The 22,160-nt window shown below is 73.4% G+C and carries 20 protein-coding genes; 6 read left to right on the top strand and 14 right to left on the bottom strand.

Going from position 1 to position 22,160, the window contains the following annotated elements; genetic code table 11:
* Window positions 1-114: 114 nt before the first annotated feature.
* Together O7606_RS15265 and O7606_RS15270 are read left to right on the top strand one after the other, a co-directional pair.
* Window positions 115-552, top strand: coding sequence for a hypothetical protein (locus O7606_RS15265; protein ID WP_281594693.1), 438 nt, complete (start codon window positions 115-117; stop codon window positions 550-552).
* Window positions 537-1,517, top strand: a complete 981-nt coding sequence (locus tag O7606_RS15270; protein WP_281594694.1) for an MFS transporter permease — start codon at window positions 537-539, stop codon at window positions 1,515-1,517. The genes O7606_RS15265 and O7606_RS15270 overlap by 16 nt, the downstream gene beginning before the upstream one ends.
* On the opposite strand, the gene O7606_RS15275 is transcribed toward O7606_RS15270, so the two are convergent.
* Window positions 1,481-1,903, bottom strand: coding sequence for a DUF393 domain-containing protein (locus O7606_RS15275; protein WP_281594695.1), 423 nt, complete (start codon window positions 1,901-1,903; stop codon window positions 1,481-1,483). The two genes, O7606_RS15270 and O7606_RS15275, sit on opposite strands and share 37 nt — an antisense overlap.
* A gap of 64 nt (window positions 1,904-1,967) precedes the next feature.
* Here O7606_RS15275 and O7606_RS15280 point away from each other — a divergent pair, with 64 nt between their 5' ends.
* Window positions 1,968-2,372, top strand: a complete 405-nt coding sequence (locus tag O7606_RS15280) for a CoA-binding protein (protein WP_281594696.1) — start codon at window positions 1,968-1,970, stop codon at window positions 2,370-2,372.
* A 195-nt stretch (window positions 2,373-2,567) separates the two neighbouring features.
* Window positions 2,568-3,029, top strand: a complete 462-nt coding sequence (locus tag O7606_RS15285; RefSeq protein WP_281594697.1) for a DUF4190 domain-containing protein — start codon at window positions 2,568-2,570, stop codon at window positions 3,027-3,029.
* 9 nt (window positions 3,030-3,038) lie between these two features.
* Here O7606_RS15285 and O7606_RS15290 read toward each other — a convergent pair whose 3' ends face one another.
* A complete protein-coding gene (locus O7606_RS15290; protein WP_281594698.1) occupies window positions 3,039-3,941 on the bottom strand; it encodes an SDR family NAD(P)-dependent oxidoreductase in 903 nt (300 codons plus the stop codon).
* Between the two features lie 242 nt (window positions 3,942-4,183).
* Between O7606_RS15290 and O7606_RS15295 the strand changes: the two genes are divergently transcribed.
* Window positions 4,184-4,756 carry a DUF4190 domain-containing protein gene (locus O7606_RS15295; RefSeq protein ID WP_281599692.1) on the top strand — a complete coding sequence of 191 codons (573 nt, stop codon included), beginning with the start codon at window positions 4,184-4,186 and terminating at the stop codon, window positions 4,754-4,756.
* 19 nt (window positions 4,757-4,775) lie between these two features.
* Here O7606_RS15295 and O7606_RS15300 read toward each other — a convergent pair whose 3' ends face one another.
* A complete protein-coding gene (locus tag O7606_RS15300; RefSeq protein WP_281594699.1) occupies window positions 4,776-5,729 on the bottom strand; it encodes a CoA ester lyase in 954 nt (317 codons plus the stop codon).
* A gap of 102 nt (window positions 5,730-5,831) precedes the next feature.
* Between O7606_RS15300 and O7606_RS15305 the strand changes: the two genes are divergently transcribed.
* Window positions 5,832-6,650, top strand: coding sequence for an SDR family NAD(P)-dependent oxidoreductase (locus O7606_RS15305; protein ID WP_281594700.1), 819 nt, complete (start codon window positions 5,832-5,834; stop codon window positions 6,648-6,650).
* A 10-nt stretch (window positions 6,651-6,660) separates the two neighbouring features.
* Here O7606_RS15305 and O7606_RS15310 read toward each other — a convergent pair whose 3' ends face one another.
* The 11 genes from O7606_RS15310 to O7606_RS15360 all read right to left on the bottom strand — a co-directional run bounded on the left by O7606_RS15310 (window position 6,661) and on the right by O7606_RS15360 (window position 22,155).
* Entirely contained in the window at window positions 6,661-7,965 is a 1,305-nt protein-coding gene (locus tag O7606_RS15310; protein WP_281594701.1) for a GTP-binding protein, read from the bottom strand.
* Window positions 7,965-8,882: a sulfate adenylyltransferase subunit CysD gene (cysD, locus tag O7606_RS15315; RefSeq protein ID WP_281594702.1), complete on the bottom strand. Its 918-nt coding sequence runs from the start codon at window positions 8,880-8,882 to the stop codon at window positions 7,965-7,967. The genes O7606_RS15310 and cysD overlap by 1 nt, the downstream gene beginning before the upstream one ends.
* Entirely contained in the window at window positions 8,882-9,742 is an 861-nt protein-coding gene (locus O7606_RS15320) for a 3'(2'),5'-bisphosphate nucleotidase CysQ (RefSeq protein WP_281594703.1), read from the bottom strand. Before O7606_RS15320 ends, cysD begins: the two co-directional genes overlap by 1 nt.
* A gap of 126 nt (window positions 9,743-9,868) precedes the next feature.
* Window positions 9,869-10,696 carry an ABC transporter permease gene (locus O7606_RS15325; protein WP_281594704.1) on the bottom strand — a complete coding sequence of 276 codons (828 nt, stop codon included), beginning with the start codon at window positions 10,694-10,696 and terminating at the stop codon, window positions 9,869-9,871.
* The gene (locus O7606_RS15330) at window positions 10,693-11,877 is read right to left on the bottom strand and encodes an ABC transporter ATP-binding protein (RefSeq protein WP_281594705.1); all 1,185 of its coding nucleotides are present in this window, start codon (window positions 11,875-11,877) and stop codon (window positions 10,693-10,695) included. The genes O7606_RS15325 and O7606_RS15330 overlap by 4 nt, the downstream gene beginning before the upstream one ends.
* 36 nt (window positions 11,878-11,913) lie before the next feature.
* Window positions 11,914-12,996: a PHB depolymerase family esterase gene (locus tag O7606_RS15335; protein WP_281594706.1), complete on the bottom strand. Its 1,083-nt coding sequence runs from the start codon at window positions 12,994-12,996 to the stop codon at window positions 11,914-11,916.
* A gap of 143 nt (window positions 12,997-13,139) precedes the next feature.
* Window positions 13,140-14,933, bottom strand: a complete 1,794-nt coding sequence (locus tag O7606_RS15340; protein WP_281594707.1) for a hypothetical protein — start codon at window positions 14,931-14,933, stop codon at window positions 13,140-13,142.
* A gap of 148 nt (window positions 14,934-15,081) precedes the next feature.
* Window positions 15,082-16,041: a sulfotransferase domain-containing protein gene (locus O7606_RS15345; protein WP_281594708.1), complete on the bottom strand. Its 960-nt coding sequence runs from the start codon at window positions 16,039-16,041 to the stop codon at window positions 15,082-15,084.
* Between the two features lie 29 nt (window positions 16,042-16,070).
* Window positions 16,071-16,967, bottom strand: coding sequence for an alpha/beta hydrolase (locus O7606_RS15350; RefSeq protein WP_281599694.1), 897 nt, complete (start codon window positions 16,965-16,967; stop codon window positions 16,071-16,073).
* Window positions 16,968-16,969: 2 nt separating this feature from the next.
* A complete protein-coding gene (locus O7606_RS15355) occupies window positions 16,970-17,284 on the bottom strand; it encodes an acyl carrier protein (protein WP_281594709.1) in 315 nt (104 codons plus the stop codon).
* 65 nt (window positions 17,285-17,349) lie between these two features.
* Entirely contained in the window at window positions 17,350-22,155 is a 4,806-nt protein-coding gene (locus tag O7606_RS15360; RefSeq protein WP_281594710.1) for a type I polyketide synthase, read from the bottom strand.
* Window positions 22,156-22,160: the final 5 nt, after the last annotated feature.

Below are 22,160 nucleotides of genomic sequence, written 5' to 3' on the forward strand. Positions count from 1 at the left end.
CCCACCGGCGCCCACCGGAGCCGTCACGCTGCCCGTCGTCGGCGGGCCGGCCCCTTCCCGCTGTCCGACGGAGGGATCCTCCGGGGCCGGAAAATCCCGTATCGTCGCGGTCCGATGGAGACCCTGACCAACCGAGGCCGCGCGGTCCGGCTGGGCGCGACCGCGCTCGGCCTCGCGCTGCTGCTCGCCGGCACCCTCGTGGGCTCCGACGACCACTTCCCGTTCGGCCCGTTCCGGATGTACGCGACGAACAACCCGCCGGACGCGCCCGCCCCGGACACCCGGGTCGAAGGGGTCGACGCGACAGGCGCCCTCGTCGACCTGGGTCAGCGCGCCACCGGCATCCGGCGGGCCGAGATCGAGGGGCAGCAGGGGCGGTACCAGGCCGATCCGGCGCTGCTCCGCGAGGTCGCCGACGCGTACGCCCAGCGGCATCCCGACGCGCCCGAGCTGGTCGAGGTCCGCATCGTGGTGCGCTGGCACGGCATCACCGACGGGCGGCCGACCGGCCGGCACGTGGACGAGACGGTGGCCCGGTGGGCGGCCGGGTGAACGCCGTCGCGGGGTGGCTGACCGAGGCCGTGCCCCGTGGCCGGATCGCCGCCTTCCGTACCCTCGTCTACCTCTTCGTCGTCGGTGACCTGCTCGTCTTCACCCCCTGGGTACGTACCCACGCCTCGGTGCCCGGCGAGCTGTACCGACCGCTGTTCGTCAGCCGGGCGCTGCACCTGCCCACCCCGACCGACCTGCTGGTCACCGGGGTCTTCTGGGCGCTGCTGCTGCTCGCCCTGCTCGCCGCGACCGGGCGCGCGCCCCGCCTGCTCGGTTGGTCGGTCTTCGTGCTGTACCTGCACTGGATGATCGTCGCGATGAGCTACGGCAAGGTCGACCACGACCGGTTCGGGCTGCTGGTGGCGCTGGCCGTGCTGCCCACCGCCGGGCGGGCCCGGCACGGCGACCCGACCCGCGCCGAGGCGGGCGGCTGGGCGCTGCGGGCCACCCAGATCGCCGTGGTCTGCACGTACTTCCTGGCGGCCTGGGCGAAGCTGCGCTTCGGCGGCCCGGAGTGGACGACCGGCTCGGTGCTGGCCCGGGCGATCATCCGGCGCGGCACGGACCTGGCCGACCTGATCGCGCAGGTGCCCTACCTGCTGATCGCCGCCCAGTTCGGCATCATCGCCTTCGAGCTGCTCAGTCCGGTGGTCTTCGTGCTGCCCGAACGCTGGCGGCTGGCGATGGTCGGGTTCTTCTACTCGTTCCACGCGGTCACCATGGCGACCATCACCATCTCGTTCGCGCCGCACCTGGTGGCGATGGCCGCTTTCCTGCCGCTGGAGCGGATCCGCCCGCTGCGCTGGCTGCGCCGGGCCGCCCGCCGCTCCGGCCGGACCCGGGCCGACAGAGCCGACAGAGCCGACAGAGCCGACGGGCCAGGGACGGCCCGGCCGACCCGGACCGCGGGCCGGACCGGGCCGGACGATCAGGCCGCCGTCGGGGGCCGACCGGCAGGGCCGTAGAGCCGCTCCCGGGCCTCCTGCGGCAGCGCACACGCCGCCGTGCCGCCCGGCAGGCGGTGCCGGTTGCGGGCCACCCAGCGGTACGCCGGCCAGGCCGCCAGGCGTACCGGAGGCACCCGGAGCAGCGCCCCGCCGACCCGCCAGAGCGGGTTGCTCGTGCCGAGGAGCCGGGCGACGGCGTCCGGGCCGGCGGCCCGTGAGCCGTCCGCGCCGACCCACTGCACGGCCTGCTCGCACTCGGCGGCGGTCAGCCCGAGCGCGGCCAGGTCGGCGAACTGCCAGGGCAGCACCGTGACGTCGGTGGTGGGCACGCGGCGCTCCACGAACTCGGCGCACCTCGTGCAGAACGCGCAGTCCCCGTCGTAGACGAAGGTCGACCTCTCCATGACCCCATCCTCCCCCGGACCGGCGGGGCGGACGACAGGCGGTCGGCGGGGTTACAGTCGGCGGGTGCGCAGCCCTTCGCAGATCCTCGCCGACGCCGCCGTGATCGCCGTCGTGGGCGCGTCCCGCGACCCCGGCAAGGCCGCGCACGGCGTGCCGGTCGAGATGCAGCGGCACGGCTGGCGGATCATCCCGGTCAACCCGACCGCCGACGAGTTGTTCGGTGAGCCGGTCTACCGGTCGCTGGCCGACATCCCGCACCCGGTCGACCTGGTGGACGTCTTCCGGCCGGCCCGGGACGCCGTCCAGGTGGTCCGTGAGGCGATCGCGATCGGCGCCCCGGCGGTCTGGTTGCAACTCGGGATCGTCTCCCCGGAGGCCCGCCGGCTCGCCGAGGAGGCGGGCATCGACTACGTCGAGGACCGCTGCCTGATCATCGAACGCGCCGCCGCCGGCCTCACCCGCCGCTGACCGACCGGCGACCCGCCGACACGACCACCCCCCACCGGGCGGCCACCTCGCCGGCCCGGAACGACAGCGCGGCCAGGCCGCCGGCCCGGGTGGCCGGTCCACCAGTCCGGTCGTCCGGCGGATAAAGCGCCGTCGCTGCTGTTAGCGTCCGGCTGTGACCGACGAACGCCCGGTCGGCGGCGAGGAGGGAGCGTTGTGAGCCATCCACCACCGTCCGGTCCGGCCGGGCCGGGCTGGGAAGACCAGCCGCGCCACGGCGGCCAGCCGGGCTGGGAAGACCAGCCGCGCCACGGCGACCAGCCGCACTGGGGCGAGCAGCCGTCCTACGCCCCGCAGCCGCCGTACGGGCAGTACGGCCCGCCGTTCTCGGAGAGCCCGTACGGCAAGGGGCGGTACGGCCCCCCGGGCCCGTCCGGCGGGAACACCAACATCCTGGCGATCCTCGCGCTCGTGTTCGCGTTCGTGTTCGCGCCGGCCGCCATCGTCCTCGGGCACCTGGCCCGCCGGCAGATCCGGCAGACCCACGAGCAGGGCGACCAGCTCGCCTTCTGGGGCCTGCTCCTCGGCTACGTGTTCACCGGGCTCTACCTGCTGTTCTGCTGCGGCTGGCTGGGTGTGGTCATCTGGGCCGGCGCGAACGACGGCAGCGCCACCTGAGCCGGACGCTCAGCGGAACTCCGCCTCCCGGACGCTGTTGCCGCCGTCCACCACCAGCAACTGCCCGGTGATGTACGAGGCGGCCGGCGAGCACAGGAAGACGATCGCGGCGGCCACCTCGTCGGGCGTGCCCGGACGACCGACCGGGGTGCCGAGACCGTTGCGGAGCTCGGCCACGGTGGAGGCGGCGGTGTGGATGGTGCCCGGGGCGACCGCGTTGACGGTCACCCCGTCGGCGATGGCCTCCATGGCGAGCGCCCTGGTCAGACCGACCACGCCCGCCTTGGCCGCCGAGTACGCCGCCTCCGTCGGCAGGGCGTTGACCGCCCCGGCGGTCGCCGCGAGGTTCACGATCCGCCCCCAGCCCCGTTCGGCCATGCCGCCGATGAACGCCCGACTGCACAGGAACGCCGTGTTCAGGTTCCGGTCGATCTCGGCCCGCCACTCGTCGTAGCTGAGCTGGGCCACCGGACGGAGCACCTCCGGGCTGGCCCGGCTCGCCAGGCCGGCGTTGTTGACCAGGACCTCCACCTCACCCAACTGCTCGGCCACCGCGTCGGCCAGCGCGCCCACCTCGGACTCGTCGGTCAGGTCGGCGACGAACCCGGTCACGCCCAGCTCGCTGGCCCGCTCGTGGATGCGCCGGGTGGTGGAGACGATGGCGACCCGGGCGCCCAGATCGGCCAGCCGGCGGGCGGTGGCGTACCCGATGCCGTCCGGGCTGCCGGCCCCGGTCACCAGGGCCACCCGCCCGTCGAGCCGCATGGTCACCGGCTCGGGCAGGGCGGCCGGCTCGTCCTGGTCGGTCAGCGCCGCCGGAGGGGCGACGCGGTTCCGTCGCCCCGCCCCCGGCCGGCTCACGTCCCGCCGTGGTCGGCCCGAACGGTCCGTCGCGCGCGCGTCAATCGCCATGCCGCGATCCTGCCCGCTCCGACCGGCCCGGGGCAACGCGGCACCCGGTAAGGCACTCGGCGGCTTGACCGACCAGGGCTACCGGTGAGGCCCTCGGCGGCTTGGCCGACCACGACTACCCTGACGGCGCAGCCCGGACGACACGGAGAAACCACATGAGCCATCCCGCACCCGACGACGCCTGGCAGGATCCGGCCCGGTCCGGCCCGGCGTCCGCCCCGCCGGTCGACCCGACCCGGCCGATGAGCGACCCGGCCGCCCCGGCCGGCTACCCCCAGTACCCGCAGGCCGGGGACCCGTACGCCGGGCCGGCCCAGCCGGTCGGGGACCCGTACGCCGGGCCCGGCGGGGACCCGTACGCCATGCCGGCCCAGCCGGGCGGGAACCCGTACGCGGCGGCCGGGGATCCGTACGCGGCGCCGGGGGCACAGCCCGGCCCGGGGGCGTACGCCGCGCCGGTGGGGCAGCCGGGCGGTGACCCGTACGCGATGGGGGGTCATCCGCCGGCCGGCTACCCCCCGCCGGGTTACGCCGCCTACCCGTATCCGCCGGTGCGCAGGACCAACAGCATGGCGCTGGCGGCGCTGATCCTGTCGCTGGTCGGCATCGCCTCGTGCGTCACCGCGCCGGTCGGCGCGATCCTCGGTCACGTCGCCCGCAAGCAGATCCGGGAGACCGGGGAGGACGGCGAGAGCATGGCGAAGGCGGCGATCATCGTCGGCTGGGTGCTCACCGGCCTGCTCGTGCTGGCCATCGTCTTCTACGTCGTGGTGATCGTCTTCGCGATCTCGCAGGGCGCCGACAGCACCTACTGAGCACCGGGGCGCCAGGGCGTCAGGAAGGCGCCCCGGCCGGCCCGCCGGTGCGGGTCAGGCCGGCGGCGCGGCCCTTGGCGGCGATCACCAGCGCCATCTTGCGGGACGCCTCGTCGATCATCTCGTCGCCGAGCATGACCGCGCCGACCCGGCCGCCGGCCGCCGAGGTGTGGTGACCGTACGCGTCCAGGATCGCCTCGGCCCGGTCGTAGTCGGCCTGGTCCGGCGCGTAGACCTCGTTCGCGGCCTCGATCTGCCCCGGGTGCAGCACCCACTTGCCGTCGAAGCCGAGCGCGGCCGAGCGCCGGGCCGCCACGCGGAAGCCGTCCACGTCGCGGATCTGGAGGAACGGCCCGTCGATGGCCTGCCGGTCGTGGGTACGGGCGGCCAGCAGGATCCGCATCAGGACGTAGTGGAACGGGTCGCCCGGGTAGTCGGGGATCAGCGCGCCCACGGCCAGCGACCGCATGTTGATCGAGGCCATGAAGTCGGCCGGGCCGAAGACCAGCGTCTCGACCCGGGGCGCGGCGGCGATCGCGTCGACGTTCACCAACCCGGCGGCGTTCTCGATCTGCGCCTCGATGCCGATCCGGCCCACCGGCAGGCCGAGGGCCCGCTCCAGTTGGGTGAGCGTGAGGTCGAGCCACCGTACGTGGCTGGCGTCCCGCACCTTCGGCAGCACCACGCAGTCGAGGTTCGGGCCGGCGCCCTCGACCACGTCGATCACGTCCCGGTACGTCCAGCCGGTGGTGAGGTCGTTGACGCGTACCGCCCGGGTCTTGCCGGCCCAGTCGCCCTCGTTGAGCGCGGCGACGACGTTGCGCCGGGCGTCCGCCTTGGCCAGCGGCGCGACCGCGTCCTCCAGGTCGAGGAAGACCTGGTCGGCCGGGAGGCCCTGGGCCTTGCCGAGCATCTTGACGCTGGACCCCGGCACGGCGAGGCAGGACCGGCGGGGACGCCCGACCGTGGCCATCGACTGCGCTCCTTCCCCCATCCGGCTGTCGTCCGGCCGGGAGGTGGCCGGGGATGGGCCACGCCACGGTAGCCTCACCCGGTGACCGGGGAGAACGAGCCTGTGGATGATGTCACGCGGGGACGGCTGGTGGTGGTGACCGGGGCCAGCTCGGGCATCGGCCTGGCCGCCGCGGTGGAGCTGGCCCGACGTGGCGACCAGGTGGTGCTGGTCGGCCGTGACCCGGCCCGCCTGACCGCCGCCGGTGACCGGGTACGGGAGGCCGGTGGCCGCCGCCCGGAGCTGTTCCGGGCCGACTTCGCGGTGCTGGACGACGTACGTGGGCTGGCCGAGCGGCTGCGCGCCGCATACGACCGGATCGACGTGCTCGCCAACAACGCGGGGGCGATCGTGTTGCAGCCGGCGACCACTGTCGACGGGTTCGAGCTGTCGGTGCAGGCCAACCATCTGGCCCCGTTCCTGCTGAGCAACCTGCTGCGGGACCGGATCGGCCGGATGGTGGTCACCGCCTCCGGCGCGCACCGCAGCGGCGTGCTGGACCCGGACGACCTGAACGCCCCGCTGCGCCGGTACCGCCCGATGCGCGCGTACGGCACCAGCAAGCAGGCGAACATCCTGTTCACCGCCGAGGCGGCCCGGCGGTGGCCGGACGTGCCGGCGTACTGCTTCCACCCGGGCGTGGTCCGGACGCGGTTCGGCGGCGACAGCCGGATCGTGGCGTTCGGCATGCGGGTGCTGCCGTTCCGCAGCCCGGAGCGGGGCGCGGACACCCTGGTCTGGCTGGCCCGGGAGGATCCGGCGCGGCTGGTCGACGGCGGCTACTACGTGGACCGGCGGCCCCGCCGGCCGTTGCCGAAAGCCGTCGACCGGGCGCTGGCCGCCCGTCTCTGGGAGGCCAGCGCCCGCGCCGTCGGCTTGTAGTCGGTTCGGGTCAGGTGGTTTCGACGATCATGGCGGCGGCGACGGTGCGGTTGGTGGTCTCGTCGATGATGATGAACCCACCCGTGGTCCGGTTCCGCCGGTACTCGTCGGCCAACAACGGCACCGTCGTGCGCAACCGCACCCGACCGATCTCGTTGAGCCCCAACCCGGTGACCGTGTCGTCGCGGTGCAGGGTGTTGATGTCCAACCGGTAGTGCAGGTCCCGCACGATCGCCCGCGCCGTCCGGGTGGTGTGCTTGATGGCGTACTTCCCACCCACCCGCAACGGCTGCGTCTCGTCCATCCAACACACCATCGCCTCGATGTCCTGCGTGACAGCGGGCGCGTTGTTCGGCCGACAGATCATGTCCCCCCGCGAGATGTCGATCTCGTCGGTCAGACGGACCGTCACCGACATCGGTGGGAACGCCTCGTCGACCGGCCCGTCAGCGGTCTCCACCGCGGCGACCCGGGACATGAACCCCGACGGGAGAACCATGACGTCATCGCCGGGCTTGACCACCCCCGAGGCGACCTGCCCGGCGTAACCCCGGTAGTCGGTGACGGTGGTCGACTGCGGACGGATCACGTACTGCACCGGGAACCGCACATCCACCAGATTCCGGTCCGACGCGATGTGCACATGCTCCAGATGATGCAACAACGACGGACCCTCGTACCACGGCATGTTCTCCGACCGCGACACGATGTTGTCACCCTTGAGCGCCGACACCGGCACCACCGCCAGATCCGGCACCTCCAACTTCGCCGCGAACGCCGTGAACTCGTCGGCGATCCGGTCGTACACCTCCTGCGACCAGTCCACCAGATCCATCTTGTTCACACACAACACCAGATGCGGCACCCGAAGAAGCGAACACAGGAACGCGTGCCGCCGCGACTGCTCCACCAAACCCTTACGCGCATCCACCAGAATCAACGCCAGATCAGCCGTCGACGCGCCCGTCACCATGTTCCGCGTGTACTGGATGTGCCCCGGCGTGTCCGCGATGATGAACTTCCGCCGCGGCGTCGCGAAATACCGGTACGCCACATCGATCGTGATGCCCTGCTCCCGCTCCGCCCGCAACCCGTCGGTCAGCAACGCCAGGTTCGTGTACTCGTCACCCCGCGCCGCCGACACCGCCTCCACCGCCGCCAACTGATCCGAGAACAACGACTTCGTGTCGTACAACAACCGGCCGATGAGGGTGGACTTTCCGTCGTCCACACTGCCCGCGGTGGCGAACCGCAACAGGTCCATCGACCGCAGGGCGGCGTCACCGTCGAGCAATGGCATGGTGTCGGTGCTCATCAGAAGTAGCCCTCCCGCTTGCGGTCCTCCATGGCGGCCTCACTCACCCGGTCGTCACCCCGGGTCGCGCCCCGCTCCGTGATCCGGGTCGCCCCGACCTCCTCGATCACCTTCTCCACCGTGTCCGCGTCCGAAGCGACGGCGGCCGTGCAGGACGCGTCGCCGACGGTGCGGTAGCGGACCCGGGCGGTGAAGGACCTCTCCCCCGCCCGCAGCGGCAGGTGCTCGTGGACGGCGTAGAGCATGCCGTCACGGTCGACGACCTCACGGTCGTGCGCGAAATAGATCGACGGCAACGGAATACGCTCCCGAGCGATGTAGTGCCACACATCCAACTCGGTCCAGTTCGACAACGGAAACACCCGGATCGACTCACCCGCATGATGCCGACCGTTGTACAACGACCACAACTCCGGACGCTGGTTCTTCGGATCCCACTGCCCGAACTCGTCCCGGAACGAGAACACCCGCTCCTTCGCCCGCGCCTTCTCCTCGTCCCGACGCGCCCCACCGAACAACGCGTCGAAACGATGCTTCTCCACCGCGTCCAACAACACCGGCGTCTGGATCCGGTTCCGCGTGCCGTCCCCCGGCTCCCGCACCAGGCCCCGGACCAGGGCTTCCGGCACGCTGGCCACGATGAGTTGCAGGCTCAGCTCGGTGACCCGCTGGTCGCGGTACGCCAGCACCTCCTCGAAGTTGTGGCCGGTGTCGACGTGCATCACCGGGAACGGCACGTTCGCCGGGGCGAACGCCTTCTCCGCCAGCCGCAGCATGACGATGGAGTCCTTGCCGCCGGAGAAGAGCAGCACCGGCCGCTCCATCTCCGCCACCACCTCACGCATCACGAAGATGCTCTCCGCCTCCAACGCGTCCAGGTGGGTGGCCTGGTAGACCGGGCTCGATCCGCTGTCCATCACTGTTCCTTTCCTTCAGGAGAGGGCCGGGACGACCGCGTGCCGGCGGCCGCGAGTTGCCGGCTCAACGCGTCCAGCAGGGGCGTGGCGAGATCCGGACGGCACACCAGCAGGTCGGGCAGGCGCGGGTCGACCTGGTTGTAGGCCAGCGCGGTGCCGTCGATCCGGCAGGCGTGGAACCCGGCGGCGGTGGCGACCGCGACCGGAGCCGCCGAGTCCCACTCGTACTGCCCGCCGGCGTGGATGTAGGCGTCCACCTCACCCGTCACCACCGCCGCGATCTTCGCCCCCGCCGAGCCCATCGGCACCAGCTCCGCGCCGACCTCACCGGCCAGATCGGTCAGGAAGGCGGGCGGCCGGCTACGACTGGCCGCCAGGCGGATCGGGGCGCCGTCGGCCCGGGAGTCGGGCTGTTTGGGCGGGAACTCGGTGGTCAGCACCCGGCCTTGGGCGGGCAGTCCGACCGCGCCGGCGGCCAGCCGGTGCACGGGTGAGGCGTGCCGGCTCCAGAGGGCGACGTGCACCGCCCAGTCCGACCGGCCCTCCTCGGAGAACTCCCGGGTGCCGTCCAGCGGGTCGACGATCCACACCCGGTCGGCGTCCAGGCGGGTGCGGGCGGCGCCGGTCGCCACCGAGCGACGGGAACCGTCGTCCTCCTCGGAGAGCACCATGTCGCTGGGTCGCCAGCGGGCCAGCTCGGCCAGGAGGAACTCGTGGGAGGCCCGGTCACCGGCGGCCTTCAGCGCGGCCGGGTCGGCGTGGCCGTGCTCGGCGCGTACCGCCAGCAGCAGCTCACCCGCGCGGGTGGCGAGCCACTGGGCGAGTCCGCCGTCGGATTCCGGGGGGTTCAACGTCGACATGGGCGCTCCTCGGGCGAGATCGGGGCGGAGCGGGCCGTCTCGCGACGGCCCGCCGGAGGCAGGGGCCGGACGCGGGGCCCGTCGGTCGTCACTGGACGGACCGCCGGGCGCCGGGTCGGACCGTCGTCACTGGACGGCCCGCCGGGTGAAGGATCGCACGCTGAGCCAGGTCAGCGCGGCGGCTGCGCCGGTCAGCACCAGGACGCACACCCAGGCCGGCAGGTGGGGCACGGCGGGCAGCAGCGCCCCGCGCACCCCCTCCGAGACGTACGTCATGGGGTTGAGCGCGGTGACCACCTGGAACCAGGGCATCGACTCCAGCCGGGGCCACGGGTAGTGGATGCAGCCGGTCCAGATGATGGGGGTGACGATCACCGAGAAGGTGACGTTGATCCGCTGGATCGGCAGGATGGTGGAGAGGGTCATCCCGATGCCGCCGCCGACCCAGGCGCCCAGCAGCGCCACCAGCAGCGCGATCGGGAGCCCTTCCAGCCGCCACGGCGCGGAGCCCACGACGAGCGCGCCCAGCGGGTACATCAGCACCGCCGCGAACACCCCCCGGATCGTGGCGACGACCAGTTTGCCGACCGCGACCAGGCTGGTGGACAGCGGGGCGAGCAGCCGGTCCTCGATCTCCATGGTGAAGCCGAACTCCTTCACCAGCGGCAGGGCGGTGCTCTGCAACGCGGTGGTGAGGGCGGCCAGCGCGATCACGCCGGGCAGGAACAGGTTGGCGAAGGAGCGTTCCACGATGCCCTGCCCGCCGAGGATGGTGCTGAACACGAAGAGCATGAACAGCGGCGTCATCCCGACCTGGATCAGGATCACCCACAGCTCCTTGCCGGTGACCATCAGGTCGCGGCGGAGCAGGGCGAGGAAGACCCGGGCGGTGGCCGGCCGGGGCCGGGGGGCGACCTCCGGCCGTACCGGGGTGGGGGTGTCGAGGGTGGTCACCGCGGGTCCCTTCCGGTGAGTTCGATGAAGACGTCCTCCAGGCTGGGTTCGCCGATGTGGATGTCGTTGAGCGCCGCCGAGCGGGTGGTGAGCAGGGCCAGCGCCGGGCCGAGCAGGGCGGCCGGGTCGGTGGCGAGGTGCAGGCGTACCCGGATCCGGCCGCCGCGTCCGCCCGGCGCGGGCAGCGTGGCGGTGGAGGCGTCGCCGTTGGCCCGGGCCCGTGCGGCGAGCGCGGCCAGCGCGGCGGCCCGGGCCCCGCCGCCGAGCGCGCCACCGCCGCCGCCGAGGGCGCCGCCCGCGCCGCCGAGCGCGCCGGCCAGCCCGGCGCCGGGTCGCCAGCCGGCCCGTCCGGGCGCGCCGGCCGGCAGCGGGCGACGCTCCGCCTTGCGTACGCCGTCCAGCTCGCGCAGCGCGTCGAGCACCGCGTCGGCGTCGTCCCGCGGGGCCGGGGTGACGGTCAGGTCGAGGATGGCCTGGCCGGCGAGCCCCCGGACCAGGTTCTGCGGGGTGTCCAGGGTGAGCAGCCGGCCCTGGTCGACGATGCCGACCCGGTCGACCAGGTTGGCCGCGTCGTTCATCGCGTGGGTGGTGAGCACGATCGACACGCCCCGGTCGCGCATCTCCCGGACCCGGCTCCAGATCAGCAGCCGGGTCTGCGGGTCCAGCGCGTTGGTGGGCTCGTCGAGGAAGAGCACCGCCGGCTCGTGCATCCAGGCCCGGGCGATCATGAGCCGTTGCGCCATCCCGCCCGAGTACGCCTCGATGCGCCGGTCGGCGCGGTCGCTGAGGCCGAAGCGGTCCAGCAGCTCGGTGGCCCGTTTCTCCGCCTCGGCCCGGGGCACGCCGTGGTAGGCGGCGTGGTAGACGAGGTTCTGCCGGGGGGTGAGCGCACGGTCCAGGTTGTTGTGCTGGGGCACCACCGCCAGTTGGGCGCGGGCGGTGACCGGGTCCCGGCCGACGTCGACGCCGCCGACCAGGGCCCGGCCGCCGGTGGCCCGCAGCCGGGTGGTGAGGATGCCGATGGTGGTGGACTTGCCGGCCCCGTTCGGCCCGAACAGGCCGAAGGTCTCGCCCGGCGCGACGGTGAACGAGATCCCGTCGACGGCGTTGGTCTCGCTGCGCGGGTAGCGCTTGACGAGGTCGACGACCTCCACCGCCGCCGGACCGTCTCTGCTGGGCATGCCGTACTCCTGTTCCTGGTGCGGGGCCGGTCGGCGTCAGGCGCCGGCCGGTCGGGGGTGCGCGTGGAAGAACGTCCAGATCTCGGTGGTGGCGTCCAGCGCGGTCGACGGGGGTTCGAGGCCGAGGAGCTGCTCGACCCGGGAGTTGGGCTTGCCGCCCGGCCACTGGTGGCCGGCGTCGGCGATGGTGACCAGGTCGACCGAGCGGCCCTGCGCGCAGTCCGTGGTGGAGCGGGTGACCGGGCCGTCGACGTTCTGCTCGGGGGTGGCGCAGTCGTCGACGTCGCGCCACATTCCGATCAGCTCGGTCAGCGGCGGTCCGTCGATCTTCACCGGGTTCCGGCCGGTGCCGCCGTTGTCCCGTTTGCCCGGGCCGCCCCGCACCGGCATGGTCTGGTCGCGCATCCCCTGGATGTGCAGCACGCTCACCGGCTTCGGGGACGGGCACTCGCCGGCCAGCGTGGTGGCCACCACGCCGACCGCGGCGAACAGGTCGGTGTCGCAGGCCAGCCGGTACGCGAGCAGCCCGCCGTTGGAGATCCCGCTGACGTAGGTGCGGGCCGGGTCCACCGGCATCCGGTCGCGCAGCTCACCCACCAGCGCCTCGACGAAGGCGACGTCGTCGACGTCCTGCCGGACCGGTTGGCCGCAGCAGAGGTCACTGGCCCGCCAGGCGCGTTTCACGCCGTCCGGGAAGGCCACCACGAAGCCGCCCCGGTCGGCCTGCTCGGGCCAGCCGTACGCCTCTTCGGCCTGCTCGCCGGTGCCGGCCGCGCCGTGCAGCATGACGACGAGCGGCACCGGCCCGGTCAGGTCCACCGAGGCCGGCCGGTACAGCCGGTAGGTGCGTTCCTGGCCGTCCACGGTCAGGGTGTGCGCGCTGGAGCCGGCCGGCACGTCCGCGCCGGGGCGTGGCGCGCCCGGGTCGGCCTGCGACGCGCCCGTGCTGGCCGACGGTCGGGCGTCGTCCGGCGGGGGCTGGTCGCCGGGGGTGGTGCAGCCGGCGACGGTCAGGGCGACCAGGGCGACGGAGAGCGTCAGGAGCCGGGACGGGACGCGCCGCCGGGCGGTGCCCGGCTGGCCGACGGCAGTTTCCCCGGAAAGGGGGATCAAAGGCATCATAAGTACACTTTCCCCCGCCAATGTTCGAGGAGTGTCAGGACTTCGCCACGTTCCGGACAAGGAAAACCGACCGGATCCGGGCCCCGACGGTGGTGTCTGCCCCCGCACCACCACCGGGACCCGGACGACCTGGTGAGACGTCAGCAGCGCCGGGCGTTCATCCTGATCAGCTCCCAGCCGCCCTCCGGGACGTCGTCCGTCGGGTCGGTCCGCAGGTTCATCGGGTTGGCCATCCCCAGGTACAGGTCGGTCCCGTCGACGACCATGTTGCGGACGCCGTAGTTGAGGTAGTTGCCCACGCCGGTGTCGCTGACCACCTTCGCCGGCTTCCTGGTGGACTCGAAGACCAGCAGGTCCCCGCCGAACTTCGGGTCCGGCAGGCCCGGCTCGTCGTCGGCCACCGCCACCCGGTCGGCCGGCACGGGCCGCTCGGCCGCCGCCGCGGCGGCCAGCGGCGCCTCGGCGAGGCCCTGCGCCGCCCCGGCCGGCAGACCCAGCGACGCGGCGGTCTCCTGGGCGAACTCCTTGGCCAGGTAGCTCCAGTCCATCGTGCCGACGAAGAGCTTGCCCCCGGCCACCGCCATCTTCCAGGTGTAGTTCAGGTACGGGTCACCGAAGCCGGACTTGCCGTACAGCGGGGTCTGCCCGGTGGACGTCATCGCCCAGGCGCCCGCGCCGTCGTTCGCCGCCGGGTCCCAGGCGGGCAGCTCGGTCGCCCCGTACAACAGGTCGACCTTCTGCCGTTTGCCACCGAAGCCCTTGCCCCGGTAGATGCTGATCGCCCGCTGGGTGTTCTGCACGGTGGCCTTGATCCCCTCCTCGTCGGCCGGCGGGTACTTGGTCAGGTGCAGGGTGCTGGCCTTCATCGGCACGTGCATGGTGCCCCAGTAGAGGTACCCGCCGAACGAGGCCAGGCCGCCCAGGCCGTAGCTGTTCGCCACCACGATGTCCGGCTCGTACGCGGAGACCTCCCAGACCTGCTGCCAGGCGTCCACGTCGTCCGGGGTGAGCCCCGGCTCGCCCGAGCGCAGGACCGGACTCATCCAGACCGAGGCGAGCTTGCTCGGCGGGGTCGGCTCGTCGTCCGCCGCCGTGGCCAGCTCGCCGTCCGAGCCGGGCCAGGTGCTGACGAAGATCCGCCCGTCGTGGACGGTCAGGTCGGCCGCCTGCGCGGGCAGGGTGCCCACCATGGCGAAGCTGAACGGGTCGGTCTTGCTGCCCGTCCAGCGCAGCACGTGACCCCGCACCCCGCCGTTCGCGCCGACGCCGACGCCCGCGTACAGGGCGCCCTCGGCGACGGTGAAGTGCCGGATGTTGCCGAACTCGGGGAAGTTCCGCGAGCCGAGGAACGCGCCGGTGTCGGTGTCGAAGGCGAACAGGTTGATGGTCTGGCCGAGGGCCGGGCCACCGAGCAGGGCCACCCCGCCGAAGTTGCCGGCCGCCCGGATGCCGACGGTGCCGCGCAGCCGGTCGAGGTCGGGCTGGGAGGCCCGGACCAGGTCGGTCTTCTCGGTGAGCTGCTCCGCCCCGGTGTCGTACATGTAGAGCCGGGGCATCCGGTGGTCACCGAGCGAGCCCGGCAACTGCGGGTTGGCCTTGGCGAGCTGGCTCTCCTGGTACTCGCAGACCCAGTCGTCGTTGATCGCCGGCTGGTTGTTGCCGAGGGTCCGTCCGCTGGTCAGGCAGTTGACGTTCGCGCCGGTGCCGAAGAACAGCCTGTCGCCGGCCCGGGTCATCCCCCACAGGTACGCCTGGTTGACCTTGGCCTGGCCGCTGGCGCAGGGCGGGCCCTCCGGATAGGGCTGGCCGATGCCCGCGAAGCACTCGTCCGGCGCGGCCTTCGCCAGCACCTGCGGGTTCGGCCCGCCGCCCGGTCGGTCGGCCTGTTCACCGGCCGTGGGGGCGGCCAGCGCGCCGGCCGGGGTCGCCAGCACGACCCCGAGTCCCAGTACCGCGACGGCCGCCCACAGCCGTCTCCGGTGGTTCCGGATGGGTTTCAACTTTCTCTCACTTTCACGATGGTGATGGAACGGTGGTCCGACCAGGACGGCCGGCCGTTGGCTCGGGACAGGACGGGCCGGCTCAGCCGACCGGCTGGCGCGGGCGGGACGGGTCGACGACCTGGTCCGCCACGCTCTCGGCCCACGCCCGCGGGTCGTCGAAGTCGAGGAAGTCGCCGAGCCGGACCAGCTCGCCGACCGGGTCCGCCACCAGCTCCTCGTACGTCATGGTCAGCAGGTGCGCGGGCGGGTGGTCGGCCAGCGCCTGCTCGGTCTGGGCCGCCATGAACGCGCAGAGACCCAGGTAGCGGCGCAGGTCCTGGCCGCGCTCGCGCAACGCCTCGGCGGTCAGGTTCTCCGGCAGGTACGGCACCATCTCGGCGGGGACCTCGTCGCCCGGCTGCACCCGGAACGGGTCGATCCCGCAGCGGCCCAGGAACTCGATCCGGAGCTGGATCAACTGGAACGAGGAGTGCCGGCTCATCGACTTCGCGGTCGGCTCCCAGGCCCGGGTCAGGTAGACGATCTTCGCCTCCGGGAACCCCTTGATCAGGTACGGGGCGACGTGGCTGGACCCGCCGGAGCGCTCCACCCAGCGCTTGCGCCCGGTGAGTCGGGCCAGCAGGTCCAGGAAGCTCTGGTGGTGCCGGGCCACGCTCTGCTCCGGGAAGCCGGGCACCCGCTCGGCGAGCTGGTCGAACAGCGCGTCCGGGTCGTCGGCGACCTTGGACAGGGTGATCGCCAGGATCCGGGGCAGGTCGACCATCCGGTCACCCCACCGGCCGGTGGTCGGGTAGTGCAGCTCCTTCGGCGGCAGCCCGATCCGGAACAGGGTGGACAGCTCGGCCTTGGGGCTGGACAGCACCGCCCAGTACTCCGCCCCGCTGATCACCTCGGCGCTGCGCGCCCACGGCGCGACCGACATGAAGAACTCCTGGGCGGAGAGGGTGTCCCGCTCCTCCGCGATCAGGTCGGACAGGAGGGTCGACCCGCACCGTCCGCTGCTGATGATGATCGACCGGCCGGTGATCGGGGTGTCCATGCCTGCTCCTCCTGCTATGTCTCGCGTGGTCATCGGGTGGTGGAGTGGTCGACGCCGAGCCCCTGCCCGACGGGGTCCGCGCCTTCGTCGTGGCGGCCGTCCGGCACCGGCAGACCACACTCGGCGGCCAACCAGTGGAAGACGTGCCGACGTACCCGGTCGGGCTGGTCGATCAGGACGGTGTGCTTCTCCTCCGGGAAAACGACCGTCCGCGCCCGGGGTAGCAGCGACCGGGTGGTCGGGGCCAGCTCGACCACGGCGGACCGGCCCCCGTAGAGGCAGAGCACCGGGCAGGTGAGGGCGGACAACCGGTCCACCGACGGCAGCCGGCTCGCCGGCAGCTCCTCGGCGAGGCTGGTGGTGGTCAGCATCTGGCTGGTCTCGGCGGCCCGGCGGCCCGCGATCCGGCCCCGCCGCGCGCCGATCTCGGCCACCGCGCCCTCCTGCGGAAGCCGGGCCGCCACCCGGGCGAGCCGCTCCCGCACCCGCACCATCCACTCCTGGACCGGCGGGGCGGACTCGACGGCCACGATGCCGACGACCCGCTCCGGGTGCCGGGCCGCGTAACCGAAGGCGATCGTGCCGCCGAACGAGTTGCCCAGCAGCAGCACCGGCCCGGTGACGGCCAGCTCGTCGAGCAGCGCCGCCAGGTCGTCGACGAAGTCGTCGAGGGCGTACCCGCGGGCCGGCCGCTCGCTGCGGCCGTGCCCACGCAGGTCGTACAGGACCACCGGGAACCCCGCCCCGGCCAGCGGCTCGGCCAGGGTGAAGTACCAGCTCGCCATGGTGTCCGAGGCCATGCCGTGGATCAGCACGGCGGTCGGCAGCCCGCCGGCGGCGCCGGCCGGCGGCGGGGCCGGGTCGGCCGCCGCCACCGCCGGGTCGAGCCGCTGCACGTGCAGCGTGATCCCGTTCGCCTGGAGCATGGTCACCGGGCGGCCACCTCGACCGGGCCCGACGCCTTCGCGTCCACCGCGTCCGCGATGTGCGTGACCAGTTGCCCGACGGTCAGGTCACCGACGGTCTCCAGGTCCAGCTTGGCGACGAAGTGGGCGAAGTTGACGCTGTCGCCGTACCGGGTCTGGAGCCGGCCGGCGAGGGAGACCACGTCGATGCTCTCCATCCCGAGCTCGTCCCGGAAGGTGGTGTCCATGGTGATCTCCTGGTCGGCCACGAAGTCACCGAGCACGGCCTGGATCATCTTCGTGATGTCGGCGAGGACCTTGGCCTGGGTCTCGGACATGGTTGCTCCTTTTCGTCGGGCAGATCGGCTGAGCGGGGCTGGCGGGTCCGGGACCCGCCAGCGGGTCACGAACGGGCGTCACCGGGCGCGGTGGCGGGCTCCGGGCCCCAGGTCCAGGCAACGACGTACCGGCGCTTCGGCAGGTCGTCCGGGTTGTCGACGGCGCGGTGCCCGACCTGGTAGGTGCGCCCGGCCACCTCGACGGTCAACGCGTCGTCGGTGGCCGCGCGGACCCGGATCGGGCGGTCGCCGCCGGCCGGTCCGACCCCCTCGGCCTTGCCGACCGCCTCCCGGGCGGCCCGGAACCGGGTCGACCAGAGCTGCCGGGCCGCCGGGTCCGTGCCGGCCAGCGACGCCAGCAGCGCGGTCTCGGTCGGGTCGAGCACGAGGCCCGCCGGCAGGTCGCCCAGCTCGGCGACGTCGATGCCGACGCCCGGCCCGCCGATCGGCACGCCCGGAATACGCGGCTTCGCGATGGCCACGCCGACCTCCTGGCAGCGCGCCAGCGACACGTCGCAGTCACGCATGCCCCGGCCCTCCCGGGCCCGCACGTACGGACGGCCGTCCGGGTCGTTGCCCACGGTCAGCTCGATCGGGTAGATGTCGGTGTGCCCGTCCTCCCAGAGGCGGGCCCGGACGGCGTCCTTGGCCGCGATCCGGCCGAGCATCCACTGCTTACGGGTCTTCGCCGGCTGCTTCTCGTACTCGGCGTTGGCGGCGCCGCCGAGGATCCCGCGCGCGGCCATGCCCCGGGTGACCAGGTCGGTCCAGCAGTCGAAGGCCATCGTCCAGCCCTCCGGCTGGAACAGCGACATCGGGTACTTCTCCGGGAACCGCTCCGCGATCCGGGCCTGCGGGTGGCTGTCGAACCGCCGGTCCACCGCGCCGTTGATCTGCGCCCACACCCGGCCCTGGTAGCTGAGCTGGGTGTCCGCGATGAGCTGCCCGTCGTCGATGGACCGGACCCGGGCGACGCACTCGAACGCCCGACCGGGCGGCGGGGGCGGGCCGAAGAACTCGACGTGCCGCAGGCCGACCGGCAGCGCCACCGTCCGTACCGGCTGGGTGGTGATCAGCCAGTTGCCGATCACCTGGAGCGCGTTGTCCAGCAGCGCGCCGGGCGGCACCGGCGCGGTGACCTCGCCCCGCACGTGCATGTCGCCGATCGCGTGGATCCTGGTGACCCCCTGGAACTGGGGCCCGTGGAACATCAGTCGTTCCGCGTACATCTGGTCGGCGGGCAGGGTGGTGGGACGCTCGGTCGCCGGGTCGTGCGTCCAGGGTCGCTCGGTGGGCGTCGGGTACGCCGCGGCCATCTCCACGGTGGCCCGGGCGTACGTGCCGATCGCGCAGGTGTACCGGTTGGCGCCGGCCTCCCGGACGGTGATCACGACGTCCTGGGCCGGCTCGGCGATCAGCCACCTGTTGAACTTGGCGTCGTGCACCGCGATCACCCGCTGGCCGGGCAGGACCTGCTCGGCGGCGTCCATCATGTGCTGGACCAGGGCGGTCGCCGGCACCACCGGCCACCGGTCCTCCACGTTCGGCCAGTCGTCCGGCTGCACGAAGAAGCAGTGGTCGATCAGGTACGGCATGGTCTCCATGGAGACCCGCAGGGTGACCCGTCCGACCTCCCGGGCCGGCGCGACGGCCGGCCGGGCGGGCGACCCGGCGACCCGCGCGGCCGGAGCCGGCTGGGCCGGCGGGGTCTGCCGGGCCGGCGGGGTCGCGGGACGCGCGGCGGCCGGAGTCGGCGGGACGGTCCGGGTCGGCGGGGTCACCGGCCGGGCGGCGGGGGACGCCGGGCGGGTCGGGGTGGCCGCCGGCCGGGCGGCCGGCGGGGTCACCGGGCGGGCGCCCGGCGCCGGCGGGACGGGCGGACGCTGCCGGGCCGGCGCGGCGGGGCCACCGGCGGCGGCCAGCACGTTGGCCGTGCCCTGGGCGGTGTCCCGGAGCAGGGCGGCGAGCTCGGCCGCCGCCCGGGAGTGCCCGGCGAGCTGCTGCAACGCGGCCGCCGCCGCGCCGGTCTCCCCGGTCGCCGGGGAAGCCGCCGGGCGGACACCGGCCGACGCGGTCGGCGCGGTCGCCGGGAGTCCGTCGCCCGCCGCCGAGACACCCAGCAGGCCGGCCACGTCGTCGCCGAGCCGGACCAGCGGCCCGCCCAGGTCGAGCTTGAGGGTCGGGCCCCGCTTGCCGGTGCCCACCGTGCTCGTCGGCTTCGCCGGCCGACCGGTCGGGGCGTCCAGCACCCGCAGGTCCGGCGCGCCGCCCTCGACCCAGAGCGCGGTCGCCACCCGGCGGAGCTGGTTGAGCCCGCCCCGGTGCGCCACGTTGACCGGAACGGCCAGGTGGTCCCGGCCGCGCAGGTTGTCGTCGATCAGCGAGGCGAGCTGCCCCGCGCCGACCTGGAGGAAGACCCGGAAACCGGCGTCGTACATGTTGGCGACGGTCTGCCGGAACCACACCGGCTCCATCATGTGCCGGATGAACAGGGTCCGGATCTCGTCGGCGTCGTCGGGGAACGGCCCGGCCAGGGTGCCCGACCAGGCCGGAAGCTGACCCGGCCGGACCTTCAGCCGGCCCAGCGCCGCGCCGATCGAGCGGAGACCGTCACCGAAGATCGGCGTGTGGAACGCCGACTCGAAGGGCAGCTTCTGGCAGAACACGTTCCGCCCGCGCAGCACGTCCACCAGCCTGTCGATTTCCGACTCCGGCCCGTTGACCACGCACTGCTGCGGCGCGTTGTCGTGCGAGAGCACCACGCCGGGGAAGTCCGCCAGCAGCGGCGTGACCTGGTCGGCGGCGGTGGCGACGGCGGCGAACACGTACCCGGTGATCTTCACCGACTCGGCGCTGAACATGGTGAGGAACTCGTCCATGCTGGCCCCGTCGGCCTGGCCGCTCACCGCGGCGGCCGTCCACTCGCCGATGCTGTGCCCGGCGACCGCGTCCGGCGTGACGCCCATCCGGCCCAACGCCTCGTGCAGGAGCTTGCCGACCTCGATCAGGCCGGCGCCGTGCTGCCCGAGGTCCGCCATCGACCAGGGCCGGTCCGGCAGGCCGAAGTGGGCGGACAGGTCGCTGGTCCGCGGCGAGAACTCCGCCTCCAGGCCGGGGAAGACCGAGATGAGCTTGCCGCCGCCGGTCAGCAGCGGATCCGGGGTGAACCAGATGTCCCGGCCGCCGCGCCACGCCTGCCCCCGGGCCACCGTCTTGCGGGCCACGGTGAGCAGCTTGGCGCTGGGGTTGACGATGCCCAGCCGGACCCGTTCGGCGGCGGTCACCGGGCCGGGCCCGGCCTGGGCCCGTTCCGTGCCGAGCCGGCGGACCGTCGCGTCGTCGGCCGCCAACGCCTCGGCCAGCGCGGCCGGGGTCGGCGCGGCCAACCAGAGCACCTGGTCCGGCTCGTCCACCACGACCTTCCCGCCGGCCGCCGTGACCAGGCCGGTGGTGGGCAGCGCCACAGCCGGCTGGTCGGGCGTCTGCTCGACGATCACGTGCGCGTTGATCCCGCCGAAGCCGAACGCGTTCACCGCGCCCCGACGTGGACCGTCGCTCTCCCACGGTCGGGCCTCGGTGATCGGCGCGAACCGGGTGCCGGCCATCTCCGCGCGCGGGTTGTCGCAGTGCAGGGTGGGCAGCAGCGTGCCCCGGTGGATAGCCAGCACCGTCTTGATCAGGCCGGCCGAGCCGGCCGCCGGCATGGTGTGCCCGATCATCGACTTCACCGAGCCGATCACCGGCTTCGGCCCGCCCCGGTACGCCCCGAAGGTCTGCCCGACGGTGGTCAGCTCGGCGGCGTCACCGGTGGGGGTGCCGGTGCCGTGCGCCTCCAGCATGCCCACCGCGTCCGGCGCGGTCGGGTCCAGCCCGGCCGCCTCCCAGGCGCGCTGGATGGCGAGCACCTGACCGGAGACGGCCGGGTTGAACATGCTCGCCGACTTGCCGTCGCTGGAGACCCCGCTGCCCCGGATCACCGCGTACACCCGGTCGCCGTCGCGCAGCGCGTCGGCGTACCGCTTCAGCACCACGATGCCGGTGCCCTCGCCGATCAGCAGCCCGTCGGCGCCCGCGTCGAACGGCCGGGACTCGCCCCGCCGGGACAGCGCCCGGAGCTGGCTGAACACCGACCAGAAGCTGATGTCGTGCACGTGGTGCACGCCACCGGCCAGCACCGCGTCCAACCGGCCGTTCTGCAACTCGGTGATGCCCTGGTCGACGGCGATCAGCGAGGAGGCGCACGCCGCGTCCAGCGTGTACGCCGGGCCACGCAGGTTGAGCCGGTTCGCCACCCGGGAGGCGGCCAGGTTCGGCACCAGGCCGATCGTCCCCTCCGGCTGGTACGGGCCGAGCCGCTCGTCGAACTTCTTACGGAGCATCTCCAGCCGGGCCGGGTCGACGTCCGGGACCAGCTCCCGCAGGATCGAGATGACCTGGCTGGACATCCGGACCCGCTGCGCGTACCGGGCCTGGGCGGGGCTGAGGATGCCGCCCCGGCCCAGGATCACCCCGACCCGCTCGCCCGGGGGCAGCCTGTCCGGCCCGCCCGCGTCGTCGATCGCCTTCGCGGCCACTTCGAGAGTGATGAGCTGGTCCGGCTCGATCTCGTGGACCGAGGTGGGCATCACGCCGAACTTCAACGGCTCGAAGGTGGCGTACTCGTCCACGAAGCCGCCCCGCCGGCAGTACATCCGGTCCGGCCGGTGGGCCTGCTCGGGGTCGTAGAACTCGTCGTCCCAGCGGTGCTCCGGGACGTCGGTGATCGCGTCCACGCCGTTGACCAGGTTGCGCCAGTAGCTCTCCAGGTCGGCGGCCCCCGGCATGAGCGCGGCCATGCCGACGATCGCGATCCGCCGGTCCGGCGTCGTCACGGCGG

The organism is Micromonospora sp. WMMD882, assembly GCF_027497255.1.
Classification (GTDB): domain Bacteria; phylum Actinomycetota; class Actinomycetes; order Mycobacteriales; family Micromonosporaceae; genus Micromonospora.

Excerpts from the sequence above, each read along its gene's own strand:
- O7606_RS15295 (WP_281599692.1), top strand. The coding sequence starts at position 4,184 with ATGAGCGACCCGGCCGCCCCGGCCGGCTACCCCCAGTACCCGCAGGCC.
- O7606_RS15350 (WP_281599694.1), bottom strand. The coding sequence starts at position 16,967 with ATGCTCCAGGCGAACGGGATCACGCTGCACGTGCAGCGGCTCGACCCG.
- O7606_RS15290 (WP_281594698.1), bottom strand. The coding sequence starts at position 3,941 with ATGGCGATTGACGCGCGCGCGACGGACCGTTCGGGCCGACCACGGCGG.
- O7606_RS15275 (WP_281594695.1), bottom strand. The coding sequence starts at position 1,903 with ATGGAGAGGTCGACCTTCGTCTACGACGGGGACTGCGCGTTCTGCACG.
- O7606_RS15345 (WP_281594708.1), bottom strand. The coding sequence starts at position 16,041 with ATGGACACCCCGATCACCGGCCGGTCGATCATCATCAGCAGCGGACGG.
- O7606_RS15265 (WP_281594693.1), top strand. The coding sequence starts at position 115 with ATGGAGACCCTGACCAACCGAGGCCGCGCGGTCCGGCTGGGCGCGACC.
- O7606_RS15355 (WP_281594709.1), bottom strand. The coding sequence starts at position 17,284 with ATGTCCGAGACCCAGGCCAAGGTCCTCGCCGACATCACGAAGATGATC.
- O7606_RS15335 (WP_281594706.1), bottom strand. The coding sequence starts at position 12,996 with ATGCCTTTGATCCCCCTTTCCGGGGAAACTGCCGTCGGCCAGCCGGGC.
- cysD (WP_281594702.1), bottom strand. The coding sequence starts at position 8,882 with ATGGACAGCGGATCGAGCCCGGTCTACCAGGCCACCCACCTGGACGCG.
- O7606_RS15330 (WP_281594705.1), bottom strand. The coding sequence starts at position 11,877 with ATGCCCAGCAGAGACGGTCCGGCGGCGGTGGAGGTCGTCGACCTCGTC.
- O7606_RS15320 (WP_281594703.1), bottom strand. The coding sequence starts at position 9,742 with ATGTCGACGTTGAACCCCCCGGAATCCGACGGCGGACTCGCCCAGTGG.
- O7606_RS15300 (WP_281594699.1), bottom strand. The coding sequence starts at position 5,729 with ATGGCCACGGTCGGGCGTCCCCGCCGGTCCTGCCTCGCCGTGCCGGGG.
- O7606_RS15310 (WP_281594701.1), bottom strand. The coding sequence starts at position 7,965 with ATGAGCACCGACACCATGCCATTGCTCGACGGTGACGCCGCCCTGCGG.